This is a genomic window from Nocardioides antri, assembly GCF_008373765.1.
Taxonomy (GTDB): domain Bacteria; phylum Actinomycetota; class Actinomycetes; order Propionibacteriales; family Nocardioidaceae; genus Nocardioides; species Nocardioides antri.
Window position 1 is genome coordinate 1 of record NZ_VUJW01000012.1, and the last position, 14,761, is coordinate 14,761.

Here is a 14,761-nt window from a genome sequence, read left to right on the forward strand (position 1 = left end):
GCGCTGGCCGGGTTCGTGACGGGCGGCCGGGGGGGGGGGGGGGCCCTCCGGCGGCGCCGCGAGGCACCAGCCGGGCAGGGCCCCCCCCCCTGCGGGGGGGGTGTCCCCCGCCTGCGGCTTCGCCTGCGTCCTCGGGTCGCTGAGCGGGTTCGCGTTCGCGAGGCTGGGGCTGCGATCCAGCTACCTCGGCGCGACGGTCCTGCTCGCGGCCGCGCTCGGACTGCTGGGCGCAGCCACCGCAGACCCCGCCACGGCTCTCGTCGCGGCCCTCCTGTTCGGCGCGTTCTTCGCCACGGTCATCGCCGCGCACGGAGTCTGGAACGCCGAGGTGTTCGAGTCACACCCCGCCGCCGGGCTGGCCGCGGTCAGCACCGCCCTCACCGTCGGCACCCTGGTCGGGCCCAGCCTGGCCGGTGTCGTCATCGGCCAGGCCAGCCATGCCATCGCGCTGGTCGGCGCCGCCGTCGTGACCTGCGTCGCGCTCCCCTTCTGCCCGCCGACGGCACGCCGCCGGGCGGTCCTGGCACAGCACGCCCAGGAGTGCTCGGCGACCCCGGTCCGGCCGTGAGGTCAGCCGGGAGCGAAGAAGGGACGCATGGCGAGGACCGCGATGTCGTCGGCGACCTGGTGCGGGTCGATGAGCGACGACAGGATGCCGTCGCACAACGCGTCGACGTCGGTGTCCCGGTGCGCTTCGGCAGCGAGGACCAGCCGGTCGAGTCCGAGCTGGATGGACTCCCGGCGCCGCTCGACCAGCCCGTCGGTGTAGAGCAGCAGGGTTGATCCGGCCTCCATGTGCTGCTGGTCCTCGGCGAAGTCCGGTTCGGCCGTCACCCCGAGCGGCGGCGCGAGCGCCTCCTCCAGGTACCTGCTCTCACCGCCGCCGAAGACCAGCGGAGGCGGATGTCCGGCGTTGGCGAAGCACAAGGTCCCCGTGGCCGGGTCGTACACGAGGTAGATGAGGGTCACCATCTCCGGAGTCGAGAGGCGCGTCGCGAGGCGGTGGACGCCGCTCATCACGGAGACCGGGGACGGGTCCTGCACGGCGTACGCCCGCAGCGCCATGCGCATCTGCCCCATCGTCGCGGCCGCCGAGAGACCGTGGCCGGCGACGTCGCCGATGGCCAGCCCGATGAGTCCGTCGCGAAGCTGGATCACGTCGTACCAGTCGCCTCCCACCTCCACGTCGGAGGTGGCCGGCACGTACCGCGCGGCCAGGGCCACCGACGGGATCTGCGGCAACCGGTCGGGGAGCAGGCTCCGCTGCAGGATCTCGGCGATCTCGTGCTCACGGCGGGCCCGTGCCTCTTCCTGGCTCAGCTGCTCCTCTGCCTCGAACCGCTCCCGGATCTCCTGGACCAGCCGGGCGTTCGCGGCGGACAGCTGGGCAGTACGCCGCTCGACCCGGTCCTCGAGCTCGACGGTCGCCGCTTCCAGCGCGGCCGCGGTCCGGTTCCGCTCGCTGACGAGGGCAGAGAGGAAGAACGAGGTGAGGGCGATGGAGGCGTTGAAGGTCTGGAGCGTGAACATCCGCTCGAACACCGACTCGCGGGCGAACCAGCCATCGCCCTGGGTCGCCGACCACGTGGCCACCAGGGACACGACGAGCGCGGTCGGTGCGGCACCACGCAGCTGGAGCCGCCACGCTGCCCAGCCCACGATGGGCGGGAGCAGGTAGAGCGTCCGCAGCTCGGACTGGGCCGCCCACGTGATCGTCACACCCGCGCCGACGAGGATCACCACCGCCTCGAGCCACCGGGCCGGCGACCAGGCAGGCAGCTCCCAGAAGAGAGGCAGGCACAGCAGGAACGGAGCGATGATCAGCACTCCCATCGCGTCGCCCGTCCACCACACCGCCCAGGCGTTGAGCAGCCGGTCGGAGCCGATCGCTCCTGACACCACCAGCGTTCCCGCGCCGATCGTCGCGCTGATGAGCGTGCTCGCCAGAGCGCCCAGGAAGACGATGGCCAGGGCGTCCTGCCGGCGGTCCAGCTGCCGACGGAAGCCGACCCTGTCGAGGAGGACGACCGCTGCCAGCGGGGCCAGGGTGTTCCCGGCAGCCGTGACCGCAGCAGCCAACGCTCCCTCGCTGATCGGCAGGTTCACCGCGAACGCGGCCAGGGCGACCCCTGGCCACAACGACCGCCCGACGATCAGGAACGCAGCCACCGCGATGCCGGTGGGCGGCCACAACGGTGTCACGTTGCGTTCGACCAGCGACAGGGTCAGGCCCACCCGGGCGCCGACGTAGTACGCCGCGCCGACGAGGACGAGGGCTAGGAGGTAGCGGCCGAGGTCCCCGCGCGGACGTACGTCGGAAGTCCACCGAGAACCCCGCGACCCTGCGCGTCCTGTCACCGCTGCCACCGAGCTCTCTGCCGGGCCGTCTGTCCCGAGAGCGTACGGCGGCGGCTGACCGGCTCGCCGCGGAATCCGGGAAGAGCCCGTCTGGCGGCGGTCAGCCGACCGGAGCGAGATCCCTGGCTCGGACCTCTTCACCGCACGCCGAGCAGCAGACGACCGCCCGCAGAGTCGCGCCACACGTGTGCCGGAGGACCAGAGGGGGACCGTCCGCGCCCGCGAGGTGGTCATCCCCCCACTCGCGCAGCACGGTGATGACCGGCAGCAGGGACCAGCCGAGCGGGGTGAGGTGGTAGTCGAGGCGCGGGGGCCGCTGCTGGTAGGGACGGCGCTCGACCAGCCCGTCCGCCTCGAGCTTGCGCAGGCGAGCGGTGAGCACGTCGCGCGGCGCCCCGGTGTAGCGAGCGATCTCCTCGAACCGGCGCGATCCCACCATCAGCTCGCGGATGACCAGGAGCGTCCATCGCTCCCCCACCAGCTCGAGTGTCCGGGCGATCGAGCACTCGCGAGGCTCCGCGGCAACTGACATGAGGAAAGTCTATCAAGGTTGGAATATCAAACCGAGTTGGTTGGTTTTCCCAACTCACTACCGCCCAGTGAGGACCTCCGAGAAGGGATAGCGATGACGGACATCAAGGACGCAGTCGTCCTCGTCACCGGGGCGAACGGCGGCCTCGGCCGCGAGTTCGTCGGCCAGGCACTCGCCCACGGCGCCACCCGCGTCTACGCAACCGCGCGCGCTCCGAAGGCGTGGGACGACCCGCGGGTCGTGCCGCTCGTGCTCGACGTCACCGACCCCGCGTCCGCAGCCCGGGCCGCCGAGGTCGCAAGCGACGTGACGGTCCTGGTCAACAATGCCGGTGCGGCGAACGGGAGCTCCCTCCTCCACCCCGACCTGTCGGCCGTGCGCGCGCTCTTCGAGACGAACTTCTGGGGACAGCTCGAGGTCACCAATGCCTTCGGGCCGGTCCTCGAGCGCAACGGAGGCGGGGCAGTGCTCAACGTCCTCTCGGTCCTCAGCTGGCTTGCGGTGGGCGATGCCTACAGCGCGACCAAGGCCGCCCTCTGGTCCGCCACCAACACGCAGCGGCTCGCGCTCGCCGGCCAGGGAACCCAGGTGGTCGCACTCCACGTCGGCTACACCGACACCCCGATGACGACCGGCATCGACGCCGACAAGAACGACCCCGCAGACGTCGTCGCTGCCGCGTACGCCGGCCTCGTCGCCGGCGACCACGAGGTGCTCGCCGACGAGCTCTCCCGACAGGTCAAGGGCGGCCTGGCAGCGCCGATCGCCGTCCTGTACCCCCAGCTGGGCTGACGGCGTCATGTGCGACAACGGCGGGCGCTCAGGCCTCTTCCGCGACCACGACCTTGCCGAGAGCACGGGCGAGGACCTTGACCTCGGAGTCCGTGAGGTGCGCCAGGTAGTGCTCGCGAACGGCCTCCAGGTAGACGGGCGCGGCCTGCCGCAGCCGCCGCCGGCCCTCCGGCGTGATCGCCGCGAAGGACGACCGCTTGTCGTCCGGGTTCGGCTGACGCTCGACCAGGCCCGCAGACTCGAGCTCGGTCACCACCCGACTCACCCGTTCCCTGCTCACCACGGCCTGGCGCCCGAGCTCGCTCATGCGCAGCCGTCGATCCGGCGCGGCGTTGGTGACCAGCAGCACGTCGTACCACGTCAACGGGAGCCCGGTGGGCACGAGCGCTCGCTCCAGCTTCGGGACCACCGCGGCATGGGTGCGCAGCAGGCCGGCCCACGCAGCGACGGGATCCACGGCCATGGACCGAAACCTACCGGAATAAGCGTGCGTGCGAACGCATTGTCGATTCACCCCCCACGAAGGAAGATCCGATGAGCAACATCTCCCACGTCACCGACGCCGACTTCGCGAGCCAGGTGCTCGCGTCACCCGTCCCCGTGCTGGTCGACTTCTGGGCGCCGTGGTGCGGCCCGTGCCTGCAGCTCGCCCCGATCCTGCAGCAGATCGCCGACGAGAACGAGGACACGCTCCGCATCGTCAAGCTCAACGTCGACGAGAACCCGGTCACGGCCAGCACCTACCGCATCACGGGCATGCCGACCCTCAACCTGTACGTCGGGGGCGAGGTCGAGCGCCAGATCCGCGGAGCCAGGCCGAAGCGGGCACTCCTGCGCGACCTCGACGGCTACGTCAAGGCACCCGAGCCCACGCCATGAGGACGTTCGAGGTCCGACCGGGCCACGTCCCGTACCTCCCAGGGCTCACCCTCCCGGGCGCCGTTGTCACGAGATTCCTGGCTCTAGTCCAGGTGACGGGCGACGCGGACGCGGCGCAACGGCTCATGTCCGGCATCGTGATCTTCCACGACGTGACGGGCTTCCTGCCTCGCACGGCCCGACGGACGCCGAGCGACTACGCGGGGACCCTCCGATCACAGCTCGACGCGCTCGGCGACTCCCGCCTGGTCGTGACCGAGCTGCTCTGCGACGGCGACCACGTCTTCGTGCGCTGGCGTCGGCACGGTCGGCACCGGGGGCCGATCAACGGCCATCCACCCACAGGCCTGCCGCTCACCGAGATGGGCTCCACCACTTTCCGCGTCGCCGAGGGTCGAATCGTCGAGGTCTGGCTCCAGGACGACCGCGCCGGGCTCGCCGCGCAGCTCGAGCGCAACCGGACGGTGGCTCAGGTGGCCATGGAGCAGCTGTCACCCCTGACGGCAGCGTGACCCGGTCCACCTCGGAGCGAAAGGTGCGCAGCCACGCACTTGCGAAATGCCACGGTCTCGATTAATGTGCGTGCGCACACACTTTTATAGGAAAGGCTGAACGCCATGACCACGCTGATCTCCCGCCCCGACCTCGAGAAGCTGATCGACGCAGGGACAGTCGTCCTCGTCGACGCGCTCCCGCCCGCCTACTACGCCGCCCAGCACCTTCCCGGCGCCGTCAACCTCGTCGAGGACGAGGTGGACGCCCGCGCCGCCGACCTCCTGCCGGACAAGGACGCGCAGATCGTCACCTACTGCTCCAACGCCGCGTGCGGGAACAGCCAGGCCGTCGCCGCCCGGCTGGAGCGCCTCGGCTACACGAACGTCCGCAAGTACGGCGACGGCATCCAGGACTGGGTCGAGGCCGGCAACCCGACCGAGAGCGCCGCGGCGTAGCCGCGGCGACGTAGCTCCCAGAAGACACCACCATCCGAGAGGAACCACCATGAGCACGACCAGCACCACCCCCACCCGGACCATCGACGGCCAGGTCCTTCCCGCCGCCGGCACCTGGGACATCGACCCCGGCCACACCGACGTCGCCTTCATCGGCAGGCACTTCATGGTCACCAAGGTCCGCGGCCGCTTCACCGGCGTCACCGGCGCCGTCGTCATCGCCGAGGACATGACCGATTCCCGGGTCGACGTCACCATCGACATGGCCAGCGTCGACTCCGGCAGCGAGGTCCGCGACGAGCACCTCAGGTCCCCCGAGCTCTTCGACGTGGCGGCCTACCCGACGGCCGAGTTCCACAGCACCTCCGTGGAGTGGAACGGCACCAGCGGCCGCATCGACGGCGAGCTCACCATCCACGGAGTCACGCGGCAGGTGCCGCTCGAGGTGTCCTTCGAGGGCTACGTCCGCGACCCGTGGGGAGGCGACCGCGCCATGTTCTCGGCGCGGACCAAGGTCAACCGGGAGGACTTCGGCGTCACCTGGAACATGGCTCTGGAGGCCGGGGGCGTGCTGGTCTCGAAGGAGGTCCAGATCGAGATCGACCTCGAGACGGTGCTCCGGACGGCCTGACGAGAGAAGGGCAGACGCCATGAAGGCTGCCGTGGTTCAGACCGATCCCTCCGCCCCGCCGGTCGTCGTCTCCGACGTCCCCGTCCCCGTCCCACCGCCGGACTGGGTGCTCGTCCGCCTCCGCGCAGCGGCGCTCAACCGGCTGGACGCGATGATGCTCGCGCGCCGGGAGGAGGAGTCACCGGGCGCGATCTTCGGCGCGGACGGCGCCGGTGAGGTCGTCGAGGTCGGCGCGACCGCGCGCGACAGCGGCGTGGGGGAGGGCGACTCCGTGATCATCTCCCCGTCCCTGTTCTGGGGCCCCAGCGAGGTGGCTCCCGGCCCCGACTACGAGATCCTCGGCTCCCCCACCCATGGGACCCACGCCGAGTACGTCGCCGTCCCCGTCGCCAACGTCCACCCGGTCCCCGACCACATGGGGTGGGCGGAAGCAGCCGCCCTGCCCATGGCCGGCGTGACGGCCTGGCGGGCGCTGGTGACCCGCGGGCGGCTCGCGGCCGGCGAGACCGTCGTCGTCGGCGCGGCCTCGTCGGGCGTGGGGACCATGGCCATCCAGATCGCTGCCGCGTCGGGGGCGCGCGTCATTGCCGTCACCTCCACGGAGGAGAAGGCGAAGCGCGCCCTCTCCCTCGGGGCGGACACGGTCGTGGACCGCACGACGACCGACGTCGCGGCGTACGTCACCGACGTCACGGACGGGGGCGCCGACCTGGCCCTCGATCCCACCGGTGCCCTGTGGCAGCCCATGGTCGGTGGCCTCCGGCCGGGCGGTCGGCTGGCCGTCGTCGGCCAGGCGGCAGCCGCCACCGGTTCGCTCAGGGTCCAGTCGGTGTACTGGAAGCAGGTCGACATCCTCGGGTCGTCGATGGGCAGTCCCCGCGACTTCAGCGCCCTGCTCGGGCAGGTCGCCGACCGTCGCTGGTCGCCCCTCGTCGACTCGGTCCACCCCCTGACCGGCATCGCGGGGGCCTACGCCAGGCTCGACTCACCGGAGCGGATCGGGAAGGTCGTCATCGACCCGACCGCGTGACCGGGCTCGTCCGATCGGATGAATCCGGCCGCGGCGAGGGAAATTTGCCTGGACGGACTAGAAATCGGTCGCGCCGGGTGCACACTGGTTCTAACGCCCGCTGGTGACCCGAGACGCCGGCGGGCGTCTTACTTTCCCGTGGGCCGCGGCGATCAGCCCGCGACGGGCTCGACGAGCGCGATCCGGGGCGTCGGGCCGAGCACGCCGAACGGCCACAGGTCCTCGGGCTCGGGCAGCTCCGCGACCGGCGTCAGCCGGATGGTCCGGCCGTACTGCACCCGGTGGAGGCGGCGCGTTCCGGCCGCGACGAGCCAGAGGTACGGCGCCCGGGTGGCCCACAGCTGGCGGGCGAGCTCCCGCGCGTCGTGGCCGGGCACGGTCACCGTGAACCCCGCGCCCTCGTCCTCGAACGTCGGGACCAGCGCTTCGAGCTTCGCGAGCTCCAGCGGCTCCGCCCGCGCGACGCCGAGCAGCAGGACCCGACCGTCGTCGTCGACCGCCGCGAGGTCGAGCCCCAGCTCGCTCTCGGACGTCGCGAACCGGACCACGGGCTCCGGATAACCGCCCCGGAGCAGCTCGACGTACGCCGCCAGCTGGGACAGCAGCTCCCAGCGCGGCCGGGCCGGCTCGCCCTCGACGAGCCAGGCGTCGGCCTGCAACGGGTCGAGCGTCCGCACCCGGCTCGCCGCCTCCACGCTGAGCAGACCGTCGGCGAACCCCTTCTCGACCAGGCGCGCGTCGTCCTCGACCAGGCGCACCGCCCGGTCCCGGTCGCTGATGTCGGCGAGCTCCCGCTCGAGCCGACCCGCGCACCCACGCAACCGCGTCAGGTACGCCTCTCCCCAAGTTCCCACTCAAGCCCTCCCAAGCCGCCGTTGGTGGAGAACGTAGCGGCTGACGAGGTGCCGCCGCGGGCGCTGCGACCAGGTCGGGCCGTAAGAGCTCCTGCGTAGTCCGAAGGGACCAGGACCGCCATCCCGGACCGGTCGGCACGCCGCAGCGCCCGCGGGGAGCACGCCGGCGGGTGATCTTCCGGCGGATCCTCCGAAGCCAGGGGCCGCCCGTTACGATCCCCCTTCGTGCCCTCGGCAGGGTGGGCACCCGCCGACGCCACGACCAGGGGGATTTCACAGTGCTCAGCGCCATCCGGGGGTCGCTCCTCTGCCTCCTCGCACTGGCCGGTGCCGTGATCGGCCTGGTGGCCCCGGGCGGCGACCCGAGCCCGGCTGCGCAGGGTGCGCCGTACCCCTCCGGCGTGCAGCGCCCCAACGTCGTGCTGATCCTCACCGACGACATGCGGGCCGACGAGCTGCGCTACCTGCCGCACGTCCGGCGGCTCCTCGTCGCCCGGGGCGTGACCTACACCAACGCGATCTCGCCCCACCCGATCTGCTGCCCCGCCCGCGCGTCTCTGGCGACCGGTCAGCTCGCCCAGAACAACGGGGTCCGGCACAACGAAGGCCCCTGGGGCGGCTACCAGTCGCTGTTGCGACCGCGGAACACCGTCGCGCGCTGGCTGCACGAAGCCGGCTACCACAACGGCTTCCACGGCAAGTACCTCAACTACTACCACCAGTCCGGCGGCCGCCGGCCACCCGGCTGGGACGTCTGGGAGCCGCAGCTCACCTCCCAGTACGCCTACGGCCTGCGCCCGACCCGGTTCGAGGGCGGCACCCGGTTCAGCGGCACCTACATCACGGAGGCGGTCCAGGAGCTCACCGACCGGTCCATCCGGAGGGCCCACCGCTCAGGCAAGCCGTTCTTCGAGTGGATCAACCACGTCGCCCCGCACGCCGCCAAGCTCCCGGGCAGGCCGCACCAGATACACCCCGTCTACCAGCGCAAGTACGCCGACGCCCACGCGCACGCGCTCCCCCGGGTGATCCGAGAGGGCGACTTCCGCGGTACCGCCGCGGAGCGCCGCTGGCTGATCGACCACACGCGTGCCCGCCTGCGCGCGCTGCGGTCGGTCGACGACGCGGTCGCCCGGACGGTCCGCCTCCTCCGGCGCACGGGCGAGCTGAAGCACACCTACTTCGTCTTCACCTCCGACAACGGCTACCAGCTGGGCGAGCAGGGCATCCTCGGCAAGAACCGGCTCTACGAGGGCTCCCTGCGCGTGCCCCTCGTCGTCCGCGGACCCGGCATCGCGCCCGGCACCCGCGACGACACTCCCGTCTCGCTGGTCGACCTGGTGCCGACGTTCGTCACGTGGGCGGGGGCCACCCCGGGGCGGAGGCTCGATGGGCTCCCGATCGGTGCCGTCGACGACACGGTCCGCGACACCCTGCTCATCCAGACGGGCGACCAGCGAGAGGACGCATCGCCCGGCTGGTGGTGGCGCGGCGTGCGAACCCGGGACTACGTCTACGCCGCCCCCGTCGGCCGCCCGGACCGAGGCTTCCTCTACGACCTGGAGAGCGACCCGGGCCAGCGGACGAACCTGATCCGACGGCAGAGCCACGCGTCGATCCGGGTCGCCCTCGCCCGACGCACTGCCGTGCTGTCCGGCTGCTCGGGCCCGGCCGAGTGCAACCGGGTGTTCGGACCGCTGCCGCCGGTGGGCTGAGAAGCTTGTCCCCAGGCTCCGCGCGGCTGGACGGCGAGTGTCGGGCCCACCCGGCAGACTCGTGGTCATGACGAGGGACCCCGACCAGCGTGCGGTCTACGCCGCTGAGGACCGGCTCACGGCGTGGCTCGACTCCACCACTCCCGAGCGCCCCACGGTCACCGTCGACGGCCAGACCTACGAGCCGGGACCGGACCTGCGGTTCACCGAGCCCGGATCCGCAGCGACCTACCTCGACGCCGTGCTCGCCCGGCTGCGCGCGGACGGCAAGGACTACGACGGCCGCGAGCAGCAGGTGGTCACCGTCCGGCCGCGCGCCGGTGCGCGGATGGCGACCTACGAGCCGGCGACGCAGACCATCGCGCTGCCGCCGTACGCCGTCGGAGGCCGGTGGGCGCTGCGGGCCACGGTCGTGCTCCACGAGCTGACCCACCACCTCTCCGGCGAGCAGCACCACACGCCGGCCTGGCGGGCGACGTTCCTGCGGCTGCTGGAGGACGCCGGGCTGCCGGTCACTGCCCAGCTCCTCCAGCTCGCCTACGCCGCCGAGGGGCTCGAGCAGGTCGTCCACACCGTCGACGACGGCACCCTCGCCCGGCTCGCCAAGCTGCTCCGTCAGGCCGAGCGGGCGAGCAACGAGCACGAGCGTGCAGCATTCCTGTCGAAGGCCCAGTCGTTCGCGACCCGCCACTCGGTCGCGCTCGCCGTCGCCCGCGCCCACACCGCGAAGGAGGAGGGACGCGAGCAGCCGGTCGCCGAGAACTACCGGATCGGCGAGCGCGGCAAGCGAGGCCTCGCCCGCTACGTCCGGCTGCTGCTCAACATCGCCCACGCCAACGACATCCGGTGCACGATCAGCCACGACTCGACCGCCCTCACGATGCACGGCTTCCCGTCCGACATCGCCGTCACCAAGGCGATGTACGAGTCGCTGCTCGTCCAGATGGTCGCCGACTGCGAGCGTCACCTGAGGTCGGGCGCCCGCGACGAGCGCACCGTGTGGGACGCCTCGCGTCGGCGCTACGTCGCCCGCCCGGTCGCCACCATCACCGCCCGGCTGGCGTTCTACGAGGCCTACGCGTGGCGGATCGGCGAGCGTCTCGACGAGGCCCGCCAGGCCGCGCTCGCCGAGGCGGGCGTCGACACCGACGGCCCCACCTCGACCGAGACCGCACTCGCCGTACGCCAGAAGGAGCTCGACGTCCACGACTTCTTCGCCGAGGCGCTGCGCCGCAACAACATCCGCGGCACCTGGGCCGCCGACCGCCGTACCAAGGTCAACGACGCGCCCCGCGCCGCCGAGGAAGGCCTCCGCGCCGCCGACCGCGCCAGGCTCGGCGAGGACAAGGCCCTCGGCGAGGCCGGCTGAGGGTCGCCGAGGGCGAGCCCATCAGAGTGGGATCCTGCGTCACCGGGTGACCCGACATCGCACGCTTAGCGCGGCGGACACTCAGGACAGCGCCTCAGCTCCCCGCCCCAACCGCGCCTGCCGAGGATGGTCGCGATCCACACAGCGGTCCGGCACTGCTCGCGGAACACCAGTCCGTAGGTCACGCGCGCAGTCAGGACCTCCGAGGAAGCGAGCCCCGCGAGGTCCCGCCGGGCGTCGTCGTCCCAGGCTTTCGGGTTGTCGTGATAGCCGCGCCCGTCCAGCTCGATGATCAGGCCGTATCTCGAGTACCTGACGTCCTGGTAGGTGGCCGACCCGGTCGCAGTGCTGCGGACCTGCCGATCGGCTCGCGGAAGGCCGTGCGGCCGCTCGACCCGGTGCAGGTAGCCCCGCTCCAGCACCGAGCACGCTCCGTCGCGCAGGTCTTGCGCCATCTCCGTGATGAGCGCCCGCCCGGCGACGCGAGCGCGCGACCCCAGGGTCGAGATCACCCGGTCCGGGGTGGTGCGGCGGGTGAACGCCGTGGACGTCAGAGCGGCGTAGGCCCCCTCCACGTCCTGCCTTCGCAGGTGCTGCGACATCACGTTGACCAACGCATGCTCCAGCTGCACGGTGGGCGGGCCAGCCCGCCAGTCCACCAGGTCGTCGAGATGAGCAGTGCGGTGCGGTACGACGAACGGCGGGACTTCCAGTGTCCGCCCGGGATGCACCGCGATGTGGATCGCCGGGCTCGTCGGCCGGGGCAGCGCGGAGTCGTCGGTCAGTGCCGCCGGCCACGCGGCGAGCACAGCGGCCCACTCACGCTGCCCGCGGGTGAGCCGACCGGTGTGGTTCACGTAGACACCGGGGTGGACGGAGGTGAGCTCACGGCGGCGGATCATCCGCCGGATGTCACTGTGTCGGCCGCCCATCCCTTCGATCTGACGCCGCGACACCACGCCCTGCTGGACCCACCGCAACAGGTGGTCCAGGTCGGGGTCGGTCAGGTCGAAGCGCACGCCGCGACCTTGGCAAGAGGAGGCCCGGACCCGCGACCCCTCGTCGTCCGGCTGTGGATGGACCACGACCGGCCGCCGCATCCGCTACGTCAAGCGTGCGATTTCGCGTCACGTGGTGACGCAAGATCGCACGCCAACCGGGTCAGCGGGCGCGGCGCGAGCGGCGGCGCATCCGGAACAGACCGCGCAGTGTGCCGACCAGGACGTTGCCCCAGCTGAAGTGGTCGTGCCACAGCACGATCCGACCGTCCCGCACCTCGAAGGTGCCGCAGACCCAGAACTCGATCTCGAGGGACCCGATCCGGAGGTGGTCCGTCCGCTCCGTGAGCACCACGTCACCGGCGGCCGCCACGTGGTGGAAGTCGGCCCCGATGCTCATCCAGTCGCGGTCCAGCCCGCGAAGGATCCGACCCACCAGCTTTCCACGCACTGTCGGCAACGACGTGTTGCGCCACACGATCCGGTCGTCGGCCAACGCCAGCGCCTGCTTGACGGCGCGGTCCTCCAGCGCCGCGAAGAACGCCGTCACGGTCACCGTGGGGTCACCGACGACGAGATGAGACGGAGCAGTCACGAGTACGACGATAGGCGGCCAGCGCGAAGGCGAACACCCCGTCCCGATCAGTTCTCGTGATCGACCAGCGCAGCGACCCCTACCGCTGCATCCCGTGGTGCACGAGCAGCTCCTCCGCCAGCACCGCGCCGGCGTTGACGACCTCGGGCGGGTCGAGGGCGAACGCGCCGGGGCCGGCGGCGAGGAGCAGCATGCCGACGCGGTCGACCAGGGGCGGCAGCAGGTCGAGCTCGACCTCGACGTCGTCCTCGTCGGCGCGGAGGACGGTGACGTTCTCGGCGTACATGTCGGCTGCCCAGCGGGACCCGTGCGGGAGGACCATCCGGACGGGGGTGGTCGCGCGCTGCTCGTCGAGCATGGTGGCGAGGCCGTCGGGGAGCTCGAAGGTCTCCTCGAGGCTCTCGACCTCGCGGATGCCGGAGAGGAGGAACGTGCGGAGGTGGCCGGCGGAGTCGGGCGGACCGGCGTCGACCTCCCAGCCGCGGCGCGTCTGGACCAGCCGGTAGGGGTGGATCGCCCGCGTCGACACGCCGTGCTGCCAGGTGCGGGAGTAGACGATGCGGACGGCGCGGCGGTGGCGCTGGGCCTCCTGGATCGGCCGGAGCGGCTCGTTCCAGGCCGGGGGCTCCGGCTGCCCGCCCGACGCACCGACCATCGTCTCGGTGAGGACGTCGATCGCGGCGGCGAGGTCATCGTCCGGCTCGACCTCCTGGAGGGCCACGGCCGCGGTGTGGACGAGCGCGAGCTCGGAGGCGTCGACGTACTCGACCCCGAGCTCCTCGGTCGGGCGGTCGTTGACGATACGGACGATGTCGGCGTCGCGGGGGTCGATGTCGGAGTCGCCGTCGGTGCCGAGGAACTCCAGCACCGGCGGACGCCACAGGCCGAGCATCGGGTCGCCGGTGACGAGGTCGGCGGTGAAGAACGCGAGCAGGTCCTCCTGCAGCTCGTCGGCAGGTACGCCGACCTCCTCGGCGAGCTTCGGGAGCGGGACACCGTCGGGGTGGGCGAGGAGGACCTCGAACACCTCGGGCAGGCGGGCGAACCGGGCGGCGTACCTCGGCGTCGGCACGTCAGTCACCGCCCTTCAGCTCGACGAGCTCATCGAGCAGCTCGCGGCGTACGTCCTCCGGCCCGACGAGCGCGACCCGTCGGCCGAGCTCGTAGAGCCGCGCCCGGAGCGCGGCACGGTGGGTGACGACGTAGCGCATGGTGACGGTCCGGCTCCCTGCGCCCGTCGGGGGTCCGACCTCCTCCGACGCGGGCTCGCCGAGCCAGCGGTGCACGTCGGGCTGGTGCTCGGTCGTGGTCTGGAGCGTCACCTCGACGGGCGGGTCGATCTGCCAGCTCATCGGGTGGAGCCCGGGGTGCCGGGCGGCGCGCACGGGCCGGGCGGTCCCGGGCTCGTCCGCGGTCACGTCGCTCATCCGGGCCACGACGAACGCCTTGACCGGCGGCTCGTTCGTGCTGCCGTCGGTCGGGTCCTCCTGGCCGCGGAGGTACCAGGTGCCGTTCTGGGACCGCACCGACTCCGGGTGCACGACGCGCGGCGACCCCTTGTAGATGAACCGGACCCGGCAGCCCAGGCGCACGGCGCGCAGCACGGCCGCGAGAGCGGCGTCATGACCGGTGGTGGGGACGCCGGCGACGACACCGGGGTCGTCCGACGGACCCGCAGCGTCGCCGAGCCCGAGCCGGTCGATCAGGTCGTTGCGGTCGGCGAGGAGCACGGCGCGCTGGAGCGCCCGCTGCTGGGGCGGGGTGAGCCGCACCCGCAGCCGGTTGTCGACGGTCCGCATGCGGTAGCGCGCGTTCTCGCCCTGGCCGGCGATGTTGTCGATCTGCCAGCCGAGGTCGGTCAGGGACCGGATGTCGCGCTTGAGCTGGTCCATGGCGCGAGCGCCGTCGAACCCCGCGATCTCCGCGAGCCGCTCACCGGTCTCCCCCACCGCACCGCGCTCGCGGAGGGTGGCGGCGATCCGCACCAGGCGCTCCATCGGGGCCCGCTGGTCGCGGCCCGGCGTCTTGGCAGCCACGGTGCCTCCTCCCGAGTACGTC

17 protein-coding genes are annotated in these 14,761 nt (G+C 72.1%); 9 read left to right on the top strand and 8 right to left on the bottom strand.

Annotation, left to right across the window (positions count from 1 at the left end; translation table 11 throughout):
• Window positions 1-100: 100 nt before the first annotated feature.
• Window positions 101-568, top strand: a complete 468-nt coding sequence (locus F0U47_RS18450; protein WP_149751960.1) for an MFS transporter — start codon at window positions 101-103, stop codon at window positions 566-568.
• Window positions 569-570: 2 nt separating this feature from the next.
• On the opposite strand, the gene F0U47_RS18455 is transcribed toward F0U47_RS18450, so the two are convergent.
• Together F0U47_RS18455 and F0U47_RS18460 are read right to left on the bottom strand one after the other, a co-directional pair.
• A complete protein-coding gene (locus tag F0U47_RS18455) occupies window positions 571-2,358 on the bottom strand; it encodes a SpoIIE family protein phosphatase (protein ID WP_223162824.1) in 1,788 nt (595 codons plus the stop codon).
• Window positions 2,359-2,458: 100 nt separating this feature from the next.
• Window positions 2,459-2,890, bottom strand: coding sequence for a winged helix-turn-helix transcriptional regulator (locus F0U47_RS18460; protein WP_149751962.1), 432 nt, complete (start codon window positions 2,888-2,890; stop codon window positions 2,459-2,461).
• Window positions 2,891-2,983: 93 nt separating this feature from the next.
• Here F0U47_RS18460 and F0U47_RS18465 point away from each other — a divergent pair, with 93 nt between their 5' ends.
• Window positions 2,984-3,682 (top strand): SDR family oxidoreductase, encoded by a 699-nt coding sequence (locus F0U47_RS18465; RefSeq protein ID WP_149751963.1) that lies wholly within the window; start codon window positions 2,984-2,986, stop codon window positions 3,680-3,682.
• A 28-nt stretch (window positions 3,683-3,710) separates the two neighbouring features.
• Here the strand turns inward: F0U47_RS18465 and F0U47_RS18470 are convergent, their stop codons facing one another.
• Window positions 3,711-4,145, bottom strand: a complete 435-nt coding sequence (locus F0U47_RS18470; protein WP_149751964.1) for a MarR family winged helix-turn-helix transcriptional regulator — start codon at window positions 4,143-4,145, stop codon at window positions 3,711-3,713.
• A gap of 71 nt (window positions 4,146-4,216) precedes the next feature.
• On the opposite strand from F0U47_RS18470, the gene trxA reads away from it, so the two are divergent.
• The 5 genes from trxA to F0U47_RS18495 all read left to right on the top strand — a co-directional run bounded on the left by trxA (window position 4,217) and on the right by F0U47_RS18495 (window position 7,172).
• Window positions 4,217-4,561 (top strand): thioredoxin, encoded by a 345-nt coding sequence (trxA, locus tag F0U47_RS18475; protein ID WP_149751965.1) that lies wholly within the window; start codon window positions 4,217-4,219, stop codon window positions 4,559-4,561.
• Window positions 4,558-5,073, top strand: coding sequence for an ester cyclase (locus tag F0U47_RS18480; RefSeq protein ID WP_149751966.1), 516 nt, complete (start codon window positions 4,558-4,560; stop codon window positions 5,071-5,073). The genes trxA and F0U47_RS18480 overlap by 4 nt, the downstream gene beginning before the upstream one ends.
• A gap of 105 nt (window positions 5,074-5,178) precedes the next feature.
• A complete protein-coding gene (locus F0U47_RS18485) occupies window positions 5,179-5,511 on the top strand; it encodes a rhodanese-like domain-containing protein (RefSeq protein WP_149751967.1) in 333 nt (110 codons plus the stop codon).
• A 49-nt stretch (window positions 5,512-5,560) separates the two neighbouring features.
• Entirely contained in the window at window positions 5,561-6,142 is a 582-nt protein-coding gene (locus F0U47_RS18490; protein ID WP_149751968.1) for a YceI family protein, read from the top strand.
• A gap of 19 nt (window positions 6,143-6,161) precedes the next feature.
• On the top strand, window positions 6,162-7,172 hold the full coding sequence (locus tag F0U47_RS18495) for a zinc-binding dehydrogenase (RefSeq protein WP_149751969.1): 1,011 nt from the start codon (window positions 6,162-6,164) through the stop codon (window positions 7,170-7,172).
• A gap of 152 nt (window positions 7,173-7,324) precedes the next feature.
• On the opposite strand, the gene F0U47_RS18500 is transcribed toward F0U47_RS18495, so the two are convergent.
• Window positions 7,325-8,026 carry a hypothetical protein gene (locus F0U47_RS18500; RefSeq protein ID WP_149751970.1) on the bottom strand — a complete coding sequence of 234 codons (702 nt, stop codon included), beginning with the start codon at window positions 8,024-8,026 and terminating at the stop codon, window positions 7,325-7,327.
• Between the two features lie 278 nt (window positions 8,027-8,304).
• Between F0U47_RS18500 and F0U47_RS18505 the strand changes: the two genes are divergently transcribed.
• Together F0U47_RS18505 and F0U47_RS18510 are read left to right on the top strand one after the other, a co-directional pair.
• Window positions 8,305-9,741, top strand: coding sequence for a sulfatase family protein (locus tag F0U47_RS18505; RefSeq protein ID WP_149751971.1), 1,437 nt, complete (start codon window positions 8,305-8,307; stop codon window positions 9,739-9,741).
• 67 nt (window positions 9,742-9,808) lie between these two features.
• A complete protein-coding gene (locus tag F0U47_RS18510; RefSeq protein ID WP_149751972.1) occupies window positions 9,809-11,110 on the top strand; it encodes a DUF2786 domain-containing protein in 1,302 nt (433 codons plus the stop codon).
• A 65-nt stretch (window positions 11,111-11,175) separates the two neighbouring features.
• Here F0U47_RS18510 and F0U47_RS18515 read toward each other — a convergent pair whose 3' ends face one another.
• The 4 genes from F0U47_RS18515 to F0U47_RS18530 form a co-directional block, all read right to left on the bottom strand.
• Window positions 11,176-12,129, bottom strand: coding sequence for a PDDEXK family nuclease (locus tag F0U47_RS18515; RefSeq protein WP_223162825.1), 954 nt, complete (start codon window positions 12,127-12,129; stop codon window positions 11,176-11,178).
• Window positions 12,130-12,271: 142 nt separating this feature from the next.
• Window positions 12,272-12,703 carry a limonene-1,2-epoxide hydrolase family protein gene (locus F0U47_RS18520; protein WP_149751973.1) on the bottom strand — a complete coding sequence of 144 codons (432 nt, stop codon included), beginning with the start codon at window positions 12,701-12,703 and terminating at the stop codon, window positions 12,272-12,274.
• 79 nt (window positions 12,704-12,782) lie between these two features.
• Window positions 12,783-13,784, bottom strand: a complete 1,002-nt coding sequence (locus F0U47_RS18525; RefSeq protein ID WP_149751974.1) for a helix-turn-helix transcriptional regulator — start codon at window positions 13,782-13,784, stop codon at window positions 12,783-12,785.
• A complete protein-coding gene (locus F0U47_RS18530; RefSeq protein ID WP_149751975.1) occupies window positions 13,777-14,739 on the bottom strand; it encodes a WYL domain-containing protein in 963 nt (320 codons plus the stop codon). The genes F0U47_RS18525 and F0U47_RS18530 overlap by 8 nt, the downstream gene beginning before the upstream one ends.
• Between the last annotated feature and the right edge of the window lie 22 nt (window positions 14,740-14,761).

Coding starts and splice junctions, on each gene's coding strand:
- F0U47_RS18460 (WP_149751962.1), bottom strand. CDS start 2,890: ATGTCAGTTGCCGCGGAGCCTCGCGAGTGCTCGATCGCCCGGACACTC.
- F0U47_RS18465 (WP_149751963.1), top strand. CDS start 2,984: ATGACGGACATCAAGGACGCAGTCGTCCTCGTCACCGGGGCGAACGGC.
- F0U47_RS18470 (WP_149751964.1), bottom strand. CDS start 4,145: ATGGCCGTGGATCCCGTCGCTGCGTGGGCCGGCCTGCTGCGCACCCAT.
- trxA (WP_149751965.1), top strand. CDS start 4,217: ATGAGCAACATCTCCCACGTCACCGACGCCGACTTCGCGAGCCAGGTG.
- F0U47_RS18480 (WP_149751966.1), top strand. CDS start 4,558: ATGAGGACGTTCGAGGTCCGACCGGGCCACGTCCCGTACCTCCCAGGG.
- F0U47_RS18485 (WP_149751967.1), top strand. CDS start 5,179: ATGACCACGCTGATCTCCCGCCCCGACCTCGAGAAGCTGATCGACGCA.
- F0U47_RS18490 (WP_149751968.1), top strand. CDS start 5,561: ATGAGCACGACCAGCACCACCCCCACCCGGACCATCGACGGCCAGGTC.
- F0U47_RS18495 (WP_149751969.1), top strand. CDS start 6,162: ATGAAGGCTGCCGTGGTTCAGACCGATCCCTCCGCCCCGCCGGTCGTC.
- F0U47_RS18510 (WP_149751972.1), top strand. CDS start 9,809: ATGACGAGGGACCCCGACCAGCGTGCGGTCTACGCCGCTGAGGACCGG.